Origin of the sequence: Acinetobacter sp. YH16056_T (assembly GCF_024605895.1) — a bacterium.
GTDB lineage: Bacteria > Pseudomonadota > Gammaproteobacteria > Pseudomonadales > Moraxellaceae > Acinetobacter > Acinetobacter amyesii.
Genome location: NZ_CP094545.1, coordinates 1,420,454 through 1,438,672, shown reverse-complemented (window position 1 = coordinate 1,438,672; position 18,219 = coordinate 1,420,454). Strand labels below are relative to the sequence as shown.

Annotated in this window: 16 protein-coding genes and 1 tRNA gene; 9 read left to right on the top strand and 8 right to left on the bottom strand. The window is 39.9% G+C overall.

The annotated features are described in order from the left end of the window. The first annotated feature begins 154 nt into the window (after positions 1 to 154). The 5 genes from MST17_RS07235 to MST17_RS07215 all read left to right on the top strand — a co-directional run bounded on the left by MST17_RS07235 (position 155) and on the right by MST17_RS07215 (position 6,665). Entirely contained in the window at positions 155 to 1,357 is a 1,203-nt protein-coding gene (locus MST17_RS07235; protein WP_180027305.1) for a diguanylate cyclase, read from the top strand. Positions 1,358 to 1,667: 310 nt separating this feature from the next. Beyond that, positions 1,668 to 4,298, top strand: a complete 2,631-nt coding sequence (gene mutS / locus MST17_RS07230) for a DNA mismatch repair protein MutS (protein ID WP_180027306.1) — start codon at positions 1,668 to 1,670, stop codon at positions 4,296 to 4,298. Positions 4,299 to 4,683: 385 nt separating this feature from the next. Beyond that, positions 4,684 to 5,007 (top strand): ferredoxin FdxA, encoded by a 324-nt coding sequence (fdxA, locus tag MST17_RS07225; protein WP_004651686.1) that lies wholly within the window; start codon positions 4,684 to 4,686, stop codon positions 5,005 to 5,007. Between the two features lie 138 nt (positions 5,008 to 5,145). Beyond that, complete coding sequence (locus MST17_RS07220; protein WP_078188751.1) at positions 5,146 to 5,868, top strand: D-Ala-D-Ala carboxypeptidase family metallohydrolase; 723 nt, start codon at positions 5,146 to 5,148, stop codon at positions 5,866 to 5,868. A gap of 131 nt (positions 5,869 to 5,999) precedes the next feature. Continuing rightward, positions 6,000 to 6,665 (top strand): O-methyltransferase, encoded by a 666-nt coding sequence (locus tag MST17_RS07215; protein ID WP_078193558.1) that lies wholly within the window; start codon positions 6,000 to 6,002, stop codon positions 6,663 to 6,665. 166 nt (positions 6,666 to 6,831) lie between these two features. Here the strand turns inward: MST17_RS07215 and MST17_RS07210 are convergent, their stop codons facing one another. The 3 genes from MST17_RS07210 to MST17_RS07200 form a co-directional block, all read right to left on the bottom strand. Next, the gene (locus MST17_RS07210) at positions 6,832 to 7,674 is read right to left on the bottom strand and encodes a universal stress protein (protein WP_078188753.1); all 843 of its coding nucleotides are present in this window, start codon (positions 7,672 to 7,674) and stop codon (positions 6,832 to 6,834) included. A 130-nt stretch (positions 7,675 to 7,804) separates the two neighbouring features. Next, positions 7,805 to 8,422, bottom strand: a complete 618-nt coding sequence (locus MST17_RS07205; RefSeq protein ID WP_180027307.1) for a DapH/DapD/GlmU-related protein — start codon at positions 8,420 to 8,422, stop codon at positions 7,805 to 7,807. Further along, complete coding sequence (locus MST17_RS07200) at positions 8,415 to 9,014, bottom strand: YigZ family protein (protein WP_180027308.1); 600 nt, start codon at positions 9,012 to 9,014, stop codon at positions 8,415 to 8,417. Before MST17_RS07200 ends, MST17_RS07205 begins: the two co-directional genes overlap by 8 nt. A gap of 223 nt (positions 9,015 to 9,237) precedes the next feature. Here MST17_RS07200 and MST17_RS07195 point away from each other — a divergent pair, with 223 nt between their 5' ends. After that, positions 9,238 to 9,984, top strand: coding sequence for an IS5 family transposase (locus MST17_RS07195; RefSeq protein WP_026056797.1), 747 nt, complete (start codon positions 9,238 to 9,240; stop codon positions 9,982 to 9,984). Positions 9,985 to 10,142: 158 nt separating this feature from the next. Here the strand turns inward: MST17_RS07195 and lptB are convergent, their stop codons facing one another. Genes lptB through MST17_RS07170 form a run of 5 tightly spaced genes read right to left on the bottom strand, consistent with a single transcriptional unit; the run spans position 10,143 to position 13,541 of the window. Beyond that, entirely contained in the window at positions 10,143 to 10,886 is a 744-nt protein-coding gene (lptB, locus tag MST17_RS07190; protein ID WP_180027056.1) for an LPS export ABC transporter ATP-binding protein, read from the bottom strand. Continuing rightward, positions 10,886 to 11,452, bottom strand: a complete 567-nt coding sequence (gene lptA / locus MST17_RS07185; protein WP_168377635.1) for a lipopolysaccharide transport periplasmic protein LptA — start codon at positions 11,450 to 11,452, stop codon at positions 10,886 to 10,888. The genes lptB and lptA overlap by 1 nt, the downstream gene beginning before the upstream one ends. Then, a complete protein-coding gene (gene lptC, locus MST17_RS07180; RefSeq protein WP_180027055.1) occupies positions 11,442 to 11,984 on the bottom strand; it encodes an LPS export ABC transporter periplasmic protein LptC in 543 nt (180 codons plus the stop codon). The genes lptA and lptC overlap by 11 nt, the downstream gene beginning before the upstream one ends. Before the next feature lie 35 nt (positions 11,985 to 12,019). Next, positions 12,020 to 12,559, bottom strand: a complete 540-nt coding sequence (locus MST17_RS07175) for an HAD family hydrolase (RefSeq protein ID WP_078188762.1) — start codon at positions 12,557 to 12,559, stop codon at positions 12,020 to 12,022. A gap of 4 nt (positions 12,560 to 12,563) precedes the next feature. Further along, positions 12,564 to 13,541 carry an SIS domain-containing protein gene (locus MST17_RS07170; RefSeq protein WP_180027059.1) on the bottom strand — a complete coding sequence of 326 codons (978 nt, stop codon included), beginning with the start codon at positions 13,539 to 13,541 and terminating at the stop codon, positions 12,564 to 12,566. Between the two features lie 355 nt (positions 13,542 to 13,896). Here MST17_RS07170 and cysS point away from each other — a divergent pair, with 355 nt between their 5' ends. From cysS to MST17_RS07155, 3 genes are all read left to right on the top strand, one after another. After that, the gene (gene cysS / locus MST17_RS07165; RefSeq protein WP_180007748.1) at positions 13,897 to 15,318 is read left to right on the top strand and encodes a cysteine--tRNA ligase; all 1,422 of its coding nucleotides are present in this window, start codon (positions 13,897 to 13,899) and stop codon (positions 15,316 to 15,318) included. Positions 15,319 to 15,380: 62 nt separating this feature from the next. Beyond that, positions 15,381 to 15,456 (top strand) — tRNA-Gly (locus tag MST17_RS07160). Between the two features lie 628 nt (positions 15,457 to 16,084). After that, positions 16,085 to 18,184 (top strand): TonB-dependent siderophore receptor, encoded by a 2,100-nt coding sequence (locus MST17_RS07155; RefSeq protein WP_180027054.1) that lies wholly within the window; start codon positions 16,085 to 16,087, stop codon positions 18,182 to 18,184. The last annotated feature ends 35 nt before the right edge of the window (positions 18,185 to 18,219 follow it).

Genomic DNA, 18,219 nt, shown 5'->3' with positions numbered 1-18,219 from the left:
CATAATTATTATATAAGCCTTTATTTTTTAATCATTTTAAAACTCAAAATCACTTGTTAAATTTTATACAAATCTTATATTAGAGATAAATACGGGTTAAATATAGACAAAATGTTGTGCGCATATCCTAAATTTTTTATGAGCATATCGAATTATGAAATTAAAAGGCTCAAAGTTACTTCATCGGGATGAAATTGAGGGTTTAATCAAAACTAGATTAAATAAAGTTTATTTTACGCCAAATTTAGAATCCATTTATCAGCCGCTCTACCGTGATGAAGCGGCGAAAGAATTTCGTTTTCGCGGGATCATTATTTTTTTCCTATATGCCCTGTTATGTTCAGGGATTTATCAAGTGATCCCTGCGGGTCATGACGCAGTTTTATGGATTTCTCTGTACATTTGGGTGGGGATTATCATTCTGAGTGCATGGGTTTTATCTTTTGTTCCGCGTTTAAACCCTTATTTTGATGCTTATACTTGTCTAGGTTCGATGTGCGCTGTTGCGATCACATTTATCATCATTACTATGATTGGTAATTATCACAATGATGCGCTATTACATGCTGCCATGATGTATGCCGTGGTCATCATCTATGCCTTTGTTGGTATGCGTTTTTATACTGTCGTGGTTGCGGGTTGGTGCGGTGGCTTGATTGGATACATCATTACTAAAGCTTTTGATTTTCAAATTGACTGGACGTTCTTAAATCGTACATATACCTATAGTAGCTTTCTGGGTATGGCGATTGCCTATGTAATTGACCGCCAACACCGTGAAAACTTCTTACAAAATTGTATTATTGAACTGCATCAAAATGAGATGCAAAAACAATCTGAACAATTGAAAAAAATGACAGAGCATGACCCATTGACTGGGCTTGCAAACCGTCGTCAGTTATCTGAAGCTTTAGAACAGCAATGGCGTTATGCCCTACGTCATCAACAACCGTTAAGCATCATGATGATCGATATCGATTTTTTTAAAAATTATAATGATCATTTAGGACATCAGGCGGGTGACATCTGCCTGACCCAAATTGCAGAGGTCTTATCTCAAATTACCAATAGAAGTGGTGAATTGGCCGCGCGCTATGGTGGCGAAGAGTTTTTACTCCTCTTTCCGATGTTAACTGAAGCTGAGATTGAACCTTTGGCAGCCGATTTATTACGCCGTATTCAATCTCTCGAACTTCCACATCCGGCCAGCCATATTTCCAAATTTGTAACGATTAGCATCGGCGCGGCAACGATCATTCCATCTGAATCTGATCAAATTCAAAAATTTATATTGGCTGCCGTTCAAGCGCTTTACCTTGCAAAAGGCAGTGGTCGAAACCAATACCGATTAGCGTAGGCTAAAGCGCAGCTTGATATTTGAGTCAGTCTATTGCTTTATGAATTTATCCATTGTTGAATTTACACACAGACTTTTTAGCGTTTATAAATAATATTTTGACTGCTTTTTTTACATGCAGACAAACCTTTTCTGGCATTTTCCTGTCACTTTTTTTGCTAGAATCAGCAACACGATTTGTTAACGTACACCTGTGGTTTTGAATGAAGAGACAAAATAAATATAAGGACTTTTTCTAAATCCAATTTTCATCAAAACAGTGTTTTTCGTTTAGCAGCGCACAAATTTTTATTTTAAGGTATTTCGTTTCATGCAAGCTGATAATTCCAAAGTTGACCTTTCAACCCTGACCCCGATGATGCAACAGTACATGTCAGTCAAAATGCAAAATCCGCATTCACTGATGTTTTATCGGATGGGTGATTTTTATGAGCTCTTTTTTGAAGATGCGCATAAAGCAGCAAAACTCTTAGGAATTACACTGACACATCGTGGTAAAGCCAATGGTGAGCCTATTCCAATGGCAGGTGTCCCATACCATGCTGCTGAAGGCTATTTAGCCCGCCTTGTAAAAAAAGGTGAAACGGTGGTGATCTGCGAACAAATTGGTGAAGTAACTGGCAAAGGGCCGGTTGAGCGCGGAATTGTCCGTATCATTACCCCGGGAACATTAACAGACGATGCACTGATTGCCTCTCATCAAAGTTCCAATTTAGTCGCGATCTGCTTACAACAAAATCAAATCGGGATTGCTTTACTAGACCTCAGTGCAGGTATTTTCAAAGTTCAGCAAATGGACTATCAACTGGAACAATTGGCAATCGAACTTTCTCGCTTAATGCCGAGCGAAATTTTGATTGATGAAGATCTCATTGACCCGAATATTGTCGAGCAAATTAAACGTCAGTTAGACTGCCCTGTTACTAAACGTCCAAATGTCGACTTCAATTTAAATAACGCGCAAAAAACGCTGTGTGACCAATTTGCAGTAGCCACACTTTCAGGTTTTGGTATTGACCATTTGCCTTTGGCGAAAGCTGCCGCAGCGGCTTTGATTCACTATGCAAAAGTCACTCAAAAAACCGCTTTACCACATATCCGCAGCATTCAACTCGAACAAAGTAGTGATTTCGTGGCGCTCGATCCCGTCACTCGTCGTAACTTAGAACTGATTGATCCCCTATTTGAACATGGTACTTCCCTGTTCCAACTAATCAATGATTGCCAAACTGCGATGGGCGGCCGCCTATTGAGTCGTACCTTGATGCAGCCTTTACGAGATACCGCTTTATTGGATGCGCGTTTAGATGCCTCACAAGCGATGCTGCAAGGCTATCATGAGTCTCCGATCCGCTTAGTTCTCAAAGAAATTGGCGATATTGAACGTGTGCTATCTCGTGTAGCGCTCGGCAGTGCTCGTCCACGAGACCTAGTTCAGTTACGTCAAACTTGTGCACAAATTCCCTATCTTCGACATGCACTTGAACCGATCATTCAGGCACATCAATCTAAGCTGATCGCTCAGTTAAATGATGAAATGGGTGATTTTCACGGCTTACATGAGCGTCTCATGTCTGCCATCGTAGAAAACCCGCCGGTGCTTTTACGTGATGGAAATGTGATTGCTGAGGGCTTCGACACTGAACTGGATGAACTGCGTAAAATTCGTGACCATGCAGGACAATTCCTCATTGATCTCGAAATCAAAGAGCGTGAACAAACCGGAATTTCAACCTTAAAAATTGGCTATAACCGTGTCAGTGGCTACTATATTGAACTGACTCGAGCGCAGGCTGAGCAAGCACCTGATCATTATATTCGCCGCCAAACCCTAAAAAATGCGGAACGTTACATTACCCCTGAGTTGAAATCTTTTGAAGATAAGGTACTTTCGAGTGAGTCACGTGCATTAGCGCGCGAAAAAATGCTTTTTGAACTATTACTCGATGAATTACGTGCAGATATTGGCAACTTACAAATGATGAGCGCCGCTATAGCGCAAATTGATTTACTGGCTAATTTTGCCCATCAAGCTCGATTACGAAATTGGTCACGTCCTGAATATAGCCCTGAAGTTGGGATCAAAATCAAAGCCGGACGTCACCCAGTTGTGGAATCTCTGAGCAAATCAGCATTTACTCCAAATGATACTAGTTTGGACTTTAATCACCGCATGGCGATTATCACAGGGCCAAATATGGGCGGTAAATCGACCTTTATGCGCCAAACTGCCTTAATCAGCTTATTAGCCTACTGTGGTAGCTTTGTCCCTGCCCAATCTGCCGTATTAGGGCCGATCGATCGGATATTTACCCGTATAGGATCTGCCGACGACTTGTCTACAGGCAAATCAACCTTCATGGTGGAAATGACTGAAACCTCACAGATTCTACATCATGCGACCAATCAATCATTGGTACTGATGGATGAAGTCGGACGTGGTACGAGTACCTATGATGGCTTATCTTTGGCGTGGGCATGTGTGCTCGATCTCACGCGTCGCATTAAATGTTTATGCCTATTTGCAACGCATTATTTTGAGCTCACCGAGTTAGGCAAAGACGCCAATATAGATAACTATCATGTGACTGCTCGTGAGCTAAATGGCAACCTGATCTTACTGCATAAAGTTCAACAAGGCCCGGCGAGTCAAAGTCATGGTCTACAGGTGGCAAAGCTTGCAGGTATTCCTGCAGCTGTGATCAAAGAAGCGCAAAATCGCCTTCGTATATTAGAAACTCAGCAAAAACAGCAACTCAATACGGCTGTACAAACCGATCTATTCTCGGCACTCGCAGAGCCTGAAGTCATTGAACGCGTAGTTGAAGTTGAAAAAACATCGCCCGTACTTGATGCCTTAGCAGATATTGATATCGATAACTTAAGTCCACGTGAAGCATTACAACAGCTTTACACTTTAAAGGATTTACTTAAGATCTAAATTGAGCAGAAGCGATAGATGAGATATGCAAAGAACACCAATGAAGGTGTTCTTTGCATTGACACCATTCAAACGCGTAAATTAGTGAATGTTTGCTATCTACTACTGCGGCTATTCAGCAATAAATTGATAAAAAATTAATGTTCTAAAATGTTTCATGCTTAAAATGCACATAAAAATATTGTTCGATAAACAGATGTAATTTAATTAGTTTTTGAGTATGATTCTCATTCATTGTGAAATTTACATAAATTGTTCAGTTTTTAGTGATTTTAACAGCACTGCATATAATAATTATCAATAAAAGGAATTGTTAGTTACCCTATTTTTTGCCTAAAATACACCATTAGTTTATTAGAACCATATTTTTTAGGTAGCTGTCGCCATGACCTTTGTTGTCACTGAAAACTGTATTAAATGTAAATATCAAGACTGCGTAGAAGTTTGCCCTGTTGACTGTTTCTATGAAGGTCCAAACTTCCTTGTTATTAATCCAGATGAATGTATCGACTGTGCGCTATGTGAACCTGAGTGTCCAGCTAACGCGATTTTCTCTGAAGATGAGTTACCTGAAGGTCAAGAAGTATTTATCGAACTTAATACTGAACTTTCTCAAAAATGGCCGAACATCACTCAAATTGGTGATCAACCTGCCGACCGTGAAGAGTGGAACGGTAAAGCTGATAAATTACAATATCTTGAAAAGTAATTTTACGCTTTCATGAAAAGATCAGCACATGCTGATCTTTTTTTATACTTAAAGCACACATTTCATTGCAAATTATTCAAATTTTCTCAATCAAATTGGATTAAAATAGAACGAGTTTATAAATAATTGATTTCTATAATGAAGCATTTACTCAAGGGATTATTGTCCGTTGCAATATTCCCTCTTGTTTTCATTGGTTGTACAACTACACCACAAAAACAAGGTCACACTATTACAACTCCCGACGGTAAACGTATTTACATACCTCAAGAAAAAGTGACGACCATCAGACAAGCCCCGCCTAAAGTGGTGCCTTATGCCTACAATTCGTGGGTCGCGTCTGTCGATAATTTACGTCGCGTTCGAGACTATGAAGTCTTTTTAGAGAAAAATGGTGTAGGCAATATCATTCCTTCATTTGAGTTGATGCGTACTGCACGTGACTGGCAAAAATGTGGTCGCTCAGAATATATGGTACCTAACCGTGAATTATGGCAAAACCAAATTGCAACCTTACGTGTCTTTAAATATTTAGTAGCTGCCAATATCTTAACGGACTTTGAAGTGACATCGGTTTATCGTGATTTGCCTTTGAACCAGTGTGCCGGTGGTGCAAGTTCATCTCGTCACTTATACAACTCTGCGATTGATTTCCGTATTGGACCTGCGTACCCGCAGCCCGAAGACTACAGTTATATTGAAAATACCAAGTTCCGTTTATGCCAATTTTGGTCACAACACGGGCAGAGTCTCAATATGGGATTAGGTTTATATGCCAGCGGACAAATTCATATTGATACTCAAGGCTACCGTACTTGGGGGCCTGATCACTCAAGTCGCTCATCAATGTGTAATTACTAAAACATTACATCGTCATATCAAGACCTCTTCGGAGGTCTTTTTTGTACATAAAATATTCAAATATAGAACAATAAATTGCGATGTTGGTGGAAAGGTTTAAAATGCTTGCATCAATCACGAGGTGCGACAACATGCAACAAATGTGGACAGACATTGATGCTTACATCGATTCACATTTAATTCCTGAAGATCCAATATTGACCCAAACACTTCAACATACGGATGAACGTGGCTTTCCTGATCATCTTGCTGTAGCGGCTAATCAAGGCATGCTGCTTCAAATGTTAATCCAAATGAACAAGTGTAAACGCGTTTTAGAACTTGGAACTTTTGCAGCCTATAGCACCATGTGGTTAGCACGTGCCTTACCTGAAGATGGTTACATTCTGACCATTGAAGGTCGTGATACACATGCTGCCCTCGGTCAAGAAAATATTGATAATGCAAAGCTTGCACAAACGATAGAACTGAAATGTGGTCGTGCGGCAGATATTTTACGTGCCCTTCCTGAAGATACCGAACCTTTTGACTTTATTTTTGTCGATGCAGACAAACAGAGCTACCCTGAATATTTAGAATTAAGCTTAAATTTATCTCATTCAGGTACAGTGATTGTTTTAGACAATGTGATTCGTGCAGGTGAGATTCTGAATGCTGAAAACCATAAACCAAGCATTGAAGGTATTCGTGATATGTTCAAAGCTATGCAAAATCATCCGAAAATTTTATCCTGCACGGCACTTCAAACTGTAGGTTGTAAAGGTCATGATGGTTTTGCAATTGCAATCGTCAAATAATCTCAATCGAGGTGTTTTTTAGACATCTTGAGTAAAGGTATAAAAAATAATCAATACAGTATTTTATTTTCAAAACAATTACTTATAAACACTGCACACAGAGTTATCCACAATTTATGAGGATAACTCTGATTGTTTTTAAATCAACTCTGTTCGTTTGCTCAACTTATTTTACAACCAACAATGGAACACTCGAATTTCTGAAAATACTGGTGGTGATACTGCCCAAGAAGAACTGATGGATTTTACTGTGGCTAAAAGCGCCAAGTACGATTAACTGAATGCCATGCTCTTGTTGATAGTCCAGAATATTTTCCGAAACATCGCCATAACGGTATTCTGTCACCACATCGAGACCGGCATTGGTTAAATAATTTTTTGGATCATCCAAGATTTGTGGGTGATCTCCAACATAAACCAAATGACATTGTAAGAGTTTGAGTAGATCACTTTGTGCCACACGCTTCATTAGCTCAACGCATTTAGGCGAATATTCATAGGCAAAAATAAAACGTGTCGGTGGTTTAAACGTTGGCCCTACGGTCATAACGGTACAACTTGCACCACGTATAAAGTTTTCAACATTACTACCAAGCGGCTTATTGCGCTCTGCTGAACGTTCACCCACCCGACCAATTAAAACAATATCGTCATCTTGCAGTACATTAAAACTTTGCTCTAAAAAGTCGCCCTTTTCCTGAATATGGGTGGTTTGAATACCATGCTTGTCTTGGATCATTTCAGAAATGTGTTTGAGCAAGTTATTACTATAATCTAACGCTAAATCACTTTGTTTTTGTTCTAACTCCGCAAGTTCTTTCAAGAGCATAGCATTACTTTCAAACCCAATCACGCCACTGATTTCACCTAAGTGATAACTTGCCGGATAGTAATCTAGTATTTGTAGTAAAACCAACTCACGGTGCGTTTGTTTAGCAACCCAAGCAGCAGCATCAGCTAGTGCATTAATGCATGGAGAAGAGTCGATACAGGCGATAACTCGTTTCATGATTAGCCCTCGTTTTATTATTGCTTGGCTATAAAATGTTGTTTGTTATTTTTAACTTATCACAACTCTGTTTCACTGTGCATGCATTTGTGTAAGCATAAAAATGATTTATGACCTATTTGGTGATTATTTATTCACGATATCGAATGAATTTTGCAGGATTACCCACAATAATGGCACGTGCTTCAACATTTTTCGTCACCATACTGTTCATACCGACCACAGCCTGCTCAGCAATGTGAATGCCATCCTTGATTCCAACATGCGCCCCTAACCAAACATCACGCTCTATCTCAATCCCTTGTGATCGTACAGCCTGCTGATAAATGGGTTGATTAACATCCATTCCATGATCAAAAGCGTATAAATGGCAATATGCCGCCATACGAACCTGATCGTGAATTTTGATGCCCACTCGCCCACCATCTAAAATACAGTGATGATTGATCGCCACTTCATTGCCTATTTCTATTGGGCCATGCAAAGTGCAATCCGCCGCAATAAAGCTGTTATCTCCAATAACAATCTTACGTCCCGGTTCGGCAAAAATATGAGCCAATGGCGATATAAAACAGTTTTCACCAATTTCAACGGTTTCCATCGATTTGAGATAGTCTTGATATTCCTGTTGCCAAGCTTCGGCCCAACCACGATTTTTCGGTTTAAGTGACCAATACAACCAAGGCATATAATTCAGACGATGCTTATGTTGCTCTCGATATTTCAATAATGGATCTATTTCATTCATCTTCAGCAGCCTCTACGATATGCAGTTGTTCACGTCCGCGAGTTACATCTTGAATCTTTAACTGTAGCGGTTGGATTTGATGAATTTGCAATGATGCAAGTACATTTACACCTTCCACTGTGTAGTCTTCCTGAAATTCAATTTGCTGCTGATTGAGTTCATATTGGAAAATTGCCCACTCATTAAACTGACAACTAAATTGCACTTTTTTCTTCTCAATGAGTTCAATTTTTTCAGCTTGTAAAAGGCATTGACCGGCACAGCCACCATAGGCACGTACCAAGCCCCCAGTCCCGAGCTTAATTCCGCCATACCAACGATTAACCAAGACCAAAACATTGGTTAGGTCATTCCCTTCTATGGTTGCTAGAATGGGCCGACCTGCTGTGCCTGAAGGCTCACCATCATCATTAAAACGTACGGTATGTCCAATTTTCCATGCCCAACACTGATGTGTTGTTGAGATATCCTTATTGGCTTCGAGAAATTCTTTAACGGCTTGTTCATTTTCCACAGGAACTGCGATGGCTTGAAAACGACTTTTTTTTATGTCTTCTTCATATTCAAACTGTGCGGCAAGTGTAAATGGCATAACGTCTTTAGATCCTCTATCAACGGATATTATAGCGTTTTTTGAAAGACTTACATCCACAAAAAAGCCCCCAATACTGGAGGCTTGATTGAAGACCATTCATCTTTCGTAATCGCATGATTTTTGCAGATCGTATTTTTAGTTTAGGGTCTGTTGACATTTGTTGATTAAAAAAATAGCGAGATAGTAAAATTAAATCGCCAAACCCAATTTTACACTCGCTATGCCTCGAACAATGCTAAATGATCAACACTGGTCCAAGTTACTTGCTATTTTCCGTCACTTTAATATTTATCTCAAATTAAATTTACGGAATTTTATTGAAGCGATTTTATTTCGAATTAGAACAGGCTGTCCTTGGCGTGATTTACCTCAAGAGTTTGGTAAATCAAATTCTATTTTTAAGAAATATAATCGATGGTCTAAAAATAGTAAGTTTATGAATATTTTTAAATTATTCAGCCAGCATGCTGATAAAGAGTGGATTTTTATCGATGGGAGCCATGTACGAGCGCATCAACATTCAGCTGGTATTAAGAATCAAAGTATTTCCAAAAGTATTGGTGGTAATAGTTCAAAAATACATTTAGCAATCGATTCAAATGGTAATCCTATTGAATTTATTATTTCAGATGGAACTTCACATGATATTAAGGTTGCACCTGATCTTGTATCAAAATTAGATTTAACAGAGTCAGAAATGCTATGTGCAGATAAAGGCTATGATTCAGAAAGTTTCAGAAAGAAAATTAGAGAAAGTAATACGAAAGCAAACATTCCTCGAAGATCAAATGCCAAATCTAGCAATGATGATATGGACTGGTATATGTATAAAATCAGACATTTAGTTGAAAATGCATTTTGTAGATTAAAACAATTTAGAGGAATTGCCACAAGATACGATAAGCTAAAACGTAACTATCAAAGCGCTGTTGCTTTAGCTTGTATATTTATATGGTTGCCTCTTTAGCTCAATTTATCGGCTGTAAATGTCAACACACCCTAATGTATACTGATATTTTTGTTAATTTTTAGATTAATTACTCAGTTTTTGTCATTTCCGACAATAAGATAAACCCGCTGAACCAAACTAGCGCCATTCAACGGGCAATTTCTTATTTTATTCAATTAAACGGTAAAATCATCACCAAGATAAACTTTACGTACAGTTTCATCCGCAAGGACTTCTTCTGGAGTACCTTCTGCAATCACTGAACCTTCGCTCACGATATAGGCATGCTCACAAATCGCTAGAGTTTCTCGCACATTATGGTCGGTAATTAATACACCAATACCGCGATCTTTCAATGTTCGGATAATGTCTTTGATATCACCCACTGAAATAGGATCGACCCCTGCAAAAGGTTCATCTAGCAACATAAATTTAGGGTCTGCCGCTAACGCACGCGCGATTTCCGCACGACGACGCTCACCACCCGACACACTCATACCAAGAGAATCTTTGATGTGTGTGATTTTAAAGTCAGCAAGCAATTCTGTTAGACGTTGCTGACGCTGTTGCTTATTCAGATCTTTACGAGTTTCTAGAATAGACATGATATTTTCAGAAATCGTTAATTTTCTAAAAATAGATGCTTCTTGAGGTAGATAACCAATACCTTTACGTGCGCGCTCATGCATTGCCAAGTCAGACAAATCAAGATCATCTAAATGAATCTCACCTTTATCCATACGCACTAGACCAACAACCATATAGAAACTTGTGGTTTTACCTGCACCATTTGGACCAAGTAAACCCACAATTTGACCACTTTGCATGCTAAAGGACACGTCCTTTACCACCCAACGCTTACTGTAGTTTTTGGCTAAATGCTTAATACATAAAGTTTGAATTTGCGAGGTTTGCTCCATTAATCACGTGCTCCTGGGAAGGACTTAGTGCTTGACGGTGGAATCACGATTTGAACACGACCTGAAGAAGATCCAGATTTGTTTGGTGTACCTTCAGCAACGATATCGCCTTTATTCATACTGTATTTCAGGCTATTACCACGAATACTCGCACCATCTTGTTGCAACAAAGCACCGCCCGTCATGGTGATAATACCCGTTTCAGCATTGTAGACGATCTTTTGCGCTTGACCTTTTGCAAAGCCTTTGGCAGGGTCAGTTTTTTGTTGGAAATGTGCTGGCCCACCCGTTGCTGTAATCGTACTGATCTCTTTTTTGCTGTTTAAGTTCGCAACGATTGAGTTTGCCTGAAGCTTCATCGAACCCTGTTCAATGATGACATTACCGGTATACGTCGTAATCCCGGTCTTTTCATTAAATGTTGCACGATCAGCAACCAGTGAAATCGGTTGATTACGGTCTGAAGGCAAAGCAAAAGCTGCAACTGAACATAACGCCAGTGAACCGAGTAGCGCTGTACGTTTTAGGAAAGTTTTTGCAGTTTTTCGATTAAAATTATGGTTCATACTTTCCTCGAATATTAAAAAATTCGTATTGACCGTCGTTTAAATTTGCTTTTAAACCTTGGCTGACAAATTCGGCTTGTGGTGAAATCACCGTTACAGTCTTGTCCGTTTCTATTTCACGCTTTTTTGGAAAAGCAGTCAGTTCCTCAGTACGAAACTCCATTTGCCCTTCACGCATCAATTTCGTTGCAACCACATTGTCACTCAGTACGACTTTTTGGTTATCATCCATACCATTGGCTTGTTTGGCAAAGAACGTGGCATCGACAGCACCATCTTGATAGGTCGATGCTTTCAGATTGACCAAATGAGACGTTTGCTTTTGCAAATCCTGCTCAAGTCGATCGACTTGCGCACGAATATGCAATTTTCCCTGCTCATCAGTCTGCGTCAGGTTAATGTTTTCAGCTGAGTAAGTCATACTTTTCGAAGAGTCCGCCTGAAGCTTATTACCCTTTCCACCGAAATAGTAAAAACCACCGCTTACTGCAGCAATGACCACAGCTGTCACGTATAAAACTTTAGTATCCATAAGCGGAGATTCAATCCAATGACTGCATCAATTTATTAATAAGGTGCACTTGCATATTTTTCAAGTAGTTCCTGGTATACACCTTTAGACACTAAAAGCATATCGCAGATTTCACGAACAGCACCACGTCCACCCATCGCCTGAGTAACAAGATCTGCACGGCGACGTACTTCTAAATGTCCATTCGGTACGGTCACTTTCATCCCTGCAATAGCAAAGGCTGAAAGATCGGGCCAATCATCGCCCATATATAGGCAATCTGAAGGATCAATACCAAACTGTGCGCAGGCTTCAGTCAAGGCAACTCCTTTATCTTCACGACCTTGAAAAACCAAGTCCACACCTAAGTCAGACATGCGTTTTTCAACAATATTACTTTTACGGCCAGTAATAATGATGACTTTGATACCCGCTTTTTGCACCAACTTCATGCCTAAGCCATCTCGAATATCAAAAGATTTGATTTCATCGCCGCTATTGGTCAACGTTACAAATCCATCACTTAAGATTCCATCTACATCCAGTACCAGTGCTTCTATGTGACGCGCTTGTTCTAGCAATACATACGATGCCATTTTCTTAATTTACCCCAGCCTGAATCAGATCATGCATGCTGATAATCCCAATCACTTTATTGGCATCATCAACAACTACAAATTGTGTAATTTTCTTATCGTTCATGCGTTCTAAAGCATGTACCGCTCGTTCTTCTTGTGAAATCGTCAAAGGATTTTTAATCATCACTTCTAAGACTTTCATATTCACATCAAAGCCTTGCTGTTTATCAATCAAACGACGTAAGTCACCGTCGGTAAAGATACCCAATAAGGTATCGTTTTCATCGACAATCGTGGTGAGTCCCAAACGTTTATTTGAAATTTCATACAGAACTTTATTCATAGGTGTCTCTGGCGACACTTTGGGTAAGTCTTCACCTGTATGCATGAGATGTTTTACATGCAATAACAAACGCTTACCCAACGCTCCAGCAGGATGAGAACGTGCAAAATCATCTGAGGTAAAACCACGTGCATCCAATAATGCAACTGCAAGGGCATCACCTAAGGCTAATGTTGCAGTGGTACTTGAGGTCGGCGCTAGACCCAAAGGGCATGCTTCTTGAATATTACCCAAGGTCAATGCGACATCGGCATTTTGTGGCATTGGGCCTTTATTGTCGCCACTCATGGTAATTAGAGGAATGCCCAAATGTTTGATTAATGGCATGAGCATCATAATTTCATCACTCTTACCTGAGTTTGAAATTGCAATGAGCACATCTCCTTTAACCAACATGCCCAAATCACCATGCCCAGCTTCACCCGGATGCATGAAGAAAGATGGCGTACCTGTCGAGGCAAACGTAGCGGCCATTTTACGACCGATATGCCCCGATTTGCCCATACCAGTAATCACTAAACGCCCTTTGCACTGTAAAATGATTTCGCAGGCTTGGCTAAAACGATCATCTATTTGCGTCGCTAATACTTGTAAAGCATGCTCTTCAATACGCAAAGTTTCTAATGCGACTTTCTGAAAATCGACTTGATTCGGCATATTTGGTGGATTCAAAGTTGTTATACCTTAAGCCGTGAGAGGTGCGCTCTCACTTTCAAAATAAAAAATTTTCACAATTTTATCATATCTATGCAAATAGCACGTTTCCAAATGTATAAGAATTCATGAATTATGCAGAAAAGATGCATTTCTTCATTTTTATCTTACGGACAGATAAATCAAATTCAGTATTCGAATTAGATTCAGCCCGAACCCAATGAGCCTTCTACGCTATTTTTAGCAACGCAAAGACATCAATCATTAAAAAATATCTGCTTTTTTGGGTTTTAACTTTATGAAAAAAAATGCTTAGGTTAAGATGAGCCATCTTTTGGTAGAAACAATTTGAAGAGCTATGCAACCTTTTGTTCTATATAACTCAGAGCAACGTAAAAAAGTAGAATTCGTACCTCGTAAAGAAGGACATATCGACATGTATGTCTGTGGAATGACCGTGTATGACTACTGTCATATTGGTCATGCTCGAGTTATGGTTGCATTCGACTACATTATCCGTTTCCTGCGCAGTCAGGGCTGGAACGTTAAATACGTTCGCAATATTACCGATATTGACGATAAGATCATTGCCCGTGCCTATGAAAATGGCGAAAGCATTACTGCTTTAACCGATCGCTTTATCAAGGCCATGAACGAAGATGCTGCCAATTTAGGTTGTGCAGCACCTGATGAAGCACCACGTGCAACAGACTATATCGATCAAATGCAGAATATGATTGGTAGCTTGGTTAACAAAGGTACAGCCTACCCATCTGCAAATGGCGATGTTTATTTTGAAGTTGAAAAGTTTGCCAAATATGGTCGTCTTTCGGGTCGTAAACTTGACGATATGCAGGCTGGTGCTTCTGAACGCGTTGATGTAGAAGTAGAAAAGAAACATCCTTTTGACTTCGTGCTTTGGAAACATGCCAAAGAAAATGAACCTTCTTGGGCTTCACCTTGGGGTAATGGCCGTCCGGGCTGGCATATTGAATGTTCAGCGATGTCGACCTGCTGCTTAGGCAACCATTTTGATATTCATGGTGGCGGTTCAGACTTAACTTTCCCGCATCATGAAAATGAAATTGCGCAATCTGAGGCATCTACTGGCGAACAGTATGTTAATTACTGGATGCATGTCGGCTTTATTAATGTCGATGGCGAAAAAATGTCGAAGTCTTTAGGTAACTTCTTCACTATTCGTGATGTGATGGATAAATTCCACCCTGAAGTGATTCGCTTCTTTATTGTGTCATCACATTACCGTAGCCCAGTAAACTTCTCTGACACTGCTTTAAAAGAAGCGAAAAATACCCTTTCCCGTTTCTATCATTCATTTAAAGCTTATCAGCAAGTCTATGGTGAAAAAACCGTAGAAACTTTGGATGATGCTTTAGTTGAGCGCTTTAATGCCGCTATGCGTGATGATTTCAACACCGCAGAAGCAATTGCGGTATTGTTTGAAGTCAACAAAGAATTGAACCGTGCCGTAAAAGATGAAAATGCTGAACAAGCGGCTGTGTATTATTCGACATTGCGTCACTTGACCAATATTTTAGGTTTGGTTCAGCACAATGTTGATGAATTTTTAAAATCAGATATTGGTCAAGAAGCACTAGGTCTCTCTGAAGAGCAAATTGAAGATTTAATTCAACAACGTAAAGATGCGAAAAAGGCCAAAGAATTTGCCAAAGCAGATGAAATTCGTCAATCTTTGTTAGATCAAGGGGTTGTTCTTGAAGATACTCGTCAAGGCACTATTTGGCGCCGTGCTGATTAATTAAGCAAAAAGAAGCATAGAGAGTTGACAGTTGTGTGAAATTCTCTATAATTCACCTCATTGCGGGAATAGCTCAGTTGGTAGAGCATAACCTTGCCAAGGTTGGGGTCGGGAGTTCGAGTCTCCTTTCCCGCTCCAGAATACGAAAAACCCTCATCGAAAGATGAGGGTTTTTTTATGTCTAAATTTTTCTTCAACGGCTTATTTTTAGATGTATTTACTCATGTTATGCACATAAAAGCCATTTCGCATTTTTAAAATAATATTTAAGTCTATTCGACGAAGTCTTACATTGAGGGATTGAATACAGGGATTAGCCTTCGGCTGGAGGTCCGCTTACGAAACGTTGTTTCTCATTCGGCAAAATGAGATTCGAAGCTTCACAAGGAAAGCATCTTGCGGTGCAATGCACCTCACCAACAAAACGCGTTCACTACCGTCAAATGATTCAACGTATCGCAAAAACATTTTTGATTAGAAGACGTCCTGTCTCAAACAATTGCGCATGATATTACCGCATATCTTTTTTTATTTGATGCAAAGCTCACTTCTAAAGTAACTGCGTCACCTCAGTTATTTATTATATTGTAGCGACGTTAATAGGCCTGAATTATCTTCCAACCATTTAAACTTCCCTATTGCAATATGACCTTTCGTCTACCTGTTAAAAATAATCTAACGAAATGTTCATCTCGGCTATTTTCCTCAATTTTTCTCCATAATTTTCCGTTATTCTTTGCCAAAATTACATTTGGACAACCAAATAATGCACGGCGCGCACACCACACTCAAACTGACCAGCTTAAGTTACGCATTACTTACGATCTCAACATCAATTTGGGCCGCAGATACTGTTCAAAATCCGCAAGAATCTGCAGCAGTTCAGCAAATGGAAGCTTTAACATTTGAAGTTCCAACAGCAAGCACTAAGCCCAAAGACCCAGATATCAGTGCTGTCGCAAAAACTATTATAAGCCGTGATGAAATGTTGAAATTTGGCGATCAGTCAATCAATGATGCGCTGCGTCGTGCTGCAGGATTTCAACTCCCCGGTGCTGGCGGTGGTCCACGTGGTGGTGCAGGTGCTGGCGGCATGCGTTTCCGTGGTGGTGGTGCACCCGTGTTCTTAATCAATGGTGAACCTGTACAAGGTGGTCCTCGTGGTGGCATGTCAGTTGTTGATAGCATTACACCGGAAATGATCGAACGCCTTGAAATCACCAAACAACCGAGTGTCGCTCAAGGCTCGGTTGCTTCTTCCGCAGTCATCAATATTATTTTAAAAGAACCACTGAATGGCACGCGTTTGAGTGGATCTGTACGTGCTGGTTATGGTCTGACGAAGTCAAATACACGTGAAGAAGAACGCACCAATTTAAACTTTCAAATTGATGGTCGTTCAGACCCTTGGATCTATAGTTTATCTGGGAGCCAAATGTGGAATGACTCAGATACGCTCACCCGTACACAAGATGCAACAGGAACGAAAACTCAAAAACGCATCACCAATCGTACGTCGCAAATGCTCACCCCACGTGTTGAATATCAACTTGATGATCAACAAAAATTGGTCGCTGAAATGTTTTATCGCAACAATGAAAGCGAAGGCACAAGTGGCACCCAAGTCCAAAAAGATAAAAATGACAGCATTCGACTCAACACACGATATGAGCATAAAGACCAAGGTAATTCTGACAAAATTCGCTTATCAATCGAACAGCAAAATGAAACAGAATTGACCGAATTCAGAGATTCTCAATCGTATATTGATGAACAAATTAATGAATATGGTTTAGGCTACGACGGTGTGCGCAAGTTCAACTCAAAACGCCAAATAAAATTTGGTACTGATCTACGTAGCAATGAACTTGAAAGCAATATTGCAGAGACCTTAGATGAACAATTATATGCTGCTTATGTTGAAGGAAGTTGGAAATATACGCCGCGCCAAACCTTAACTCTAGGTGTACGCCAAGAGTGGATTGATCGTTCAGGTTTAGTGGATTATCAAGATCAGCATTTGAGTCCAGTATTAGCGCACCGTTTTGACTTTAATGACCAATGGTCACTCCAAACCAATTTGAGTCAGGCTTTTAAAAACCCACGTAGTAATCAATTGATGCCGACTGTTTCAGCTTCTACAGATAGTGATGCAGGGACACTAAACAACCCTGACCGTGGGGGTAATCCTGACTTACGACCTGAAACCATCAATGCTTACGAAACAACCATAGGCTATAACACCCCTGCTGGCGGCGTAAATATCACTGCTTATTATCGAAAAATTAATGACTATATCGAAAAATCGATCCTGTTAGAAAATGCTACAGGCGGTCGTTGCGAAACAGGAAATACCGATTGCCGTTTTGTCGAACGCCCATATAACCAAGACAGTGCAACTACTTATGGTGTAGAAATTGCTGGACGTTATGCACTGAAGCAAACGGAGAATGGCCATTCATTTATGTTGAATGCTCAGCTTTCAACTGTACGTGCAAAGATTGAAGAAGCTGACGGCTCTGATCGTTTGGCAAGCGATGTTGCACCTTATACCGCTAGTGCAGGTTTATCTTATAACTATCAACCGTGGCGTATTGCAACAAGTGTGAACCTCAATTACACCCCTGAATATACACGTGCACTGAGTAACGAACCGTACAATCGCACCAGCAATGAACGTGTTAACATGGATGTGAGTTTTACTAAACGCTTTGATCAAAATTGGTCTGCATCGGTGAATGCACGTAATATCCTCAGCTCAGATTATAAAGAAGTGTTAAAAGAACAAAGTTCTGGCGCGCTATACCAATCTCGTATCAATGAAGCAATTCCAAGCTTTATGTTTACCTTAGAAAAGAAATTCTAAACCGTTTCTAATAGACTTCTAAGAGATTCAATATA

Bases quoted from the DNA above. Each gene is read 5' to 3' on its own strand.
- MST17_RS07235 (WP_180027305.1), top strand. From the start codon at position 155: ATGAAATTAAAAGGCTCAAAGTTACTTCATCGGGATGAAATTGAGGGT.
- mutS (WP_180027306.1), top strand. From the start codon at position 1,668: ATGCAAGCTGATAATTCCAAAGTTGACCTTTCAACCCTGACCCCGATG.
- fdxA (WP_004651686.1), top strand. From the start codon at position 4,684: ATGACCTTTGTTGTCACTGAAAACTGTATTAAATGTAAATATCAAGAC.
- MST17_RS07220 (WP_078188751.1), top strand. From the start codon at position 5,146: ATGAAGCATTTACTCAAGGGATTATTGTCCGTTGCAATATTCCCTCTT.
- MST17_RS07215 (WP_078193558.1), top strand. From the start codon at position 6,000: ATGCAACAAATGTGGACAGACATTGATGCTTACATCGATTCACATTTA.
- MST17_RS07210 (WP_078188753.1), bottom strand. From the start codon at position 7,674: ATGAAACGAGTTATCGCCTGTATCGACTCTTCTCCATGCATTAATGCA.
- MST17_RS07205 (WP_180027307.1), bottom strand. From the start codon at position 8,422: ATGAATGAAATAGATCCATTATTGAAATATCGAGAGCAACATAAGCAT.
- MST17_RS07200 (WP_180027308.1), bottom strand. From the start codon at position 9,014: ATGCCATTTACACTTGCCGCACAGTTTGAATATGAAGAAGACATAAAA.
- MST17_RS07195 (WP_026056797.1), top strand. From the start codon at position 9,238: ATGCCTCGAACAATGCTAAATGATCAACACTGGTCCAAGTTACTTGCT.
- lptB (WP_180027056.1), bottom strand. From the start codon at position 10,886: ATGGAGCAAACCTCGCAAATTCAAACTTTATGTATTAAGCATTTAGCC.
- lptA (WP_168377635.1), bottom strand. From the start codon at position 11,452: ATGAACCATAATTTTAATCGAAAAACTGCAAAAACTTTCCTAAAACGT.
- lptC (WP_180027055.1), bottom strand. From the start codon at position 11,984: ATGGATACTAAAGTTTTATACGTGACAGCTGTGGTCATTGCTGCAGTA.
- MST17_RS07175 (WP_078188762.1), bottom strand. From the start codon at position 12,559: ATGGCATCGTATGTATTGCTAGAACAAGCGCGTCACATAGAAGCACTG.
- MST17_RS07170 (WP_180027059.1), bottom strand. From the start codon at position 13,541: ATGCCGAATCAAGTCGATTTTCAGAAAGTCGCATTAGAAACTTTGCGT.
- cysS (WP_180007748.1), top strand. From the start codon at position 13,897: ATGCAACCTTTTGTTCTATATAACTCAGAGCAACGTAAAAAAGTAGAA.
- MST17_RS07155 (WP_180027054.1), top strand. From the start codon at position 16,085: ATGCACGGCGCGCACACCACACTCAAACTGACCAGCTTAAGTTACGCA.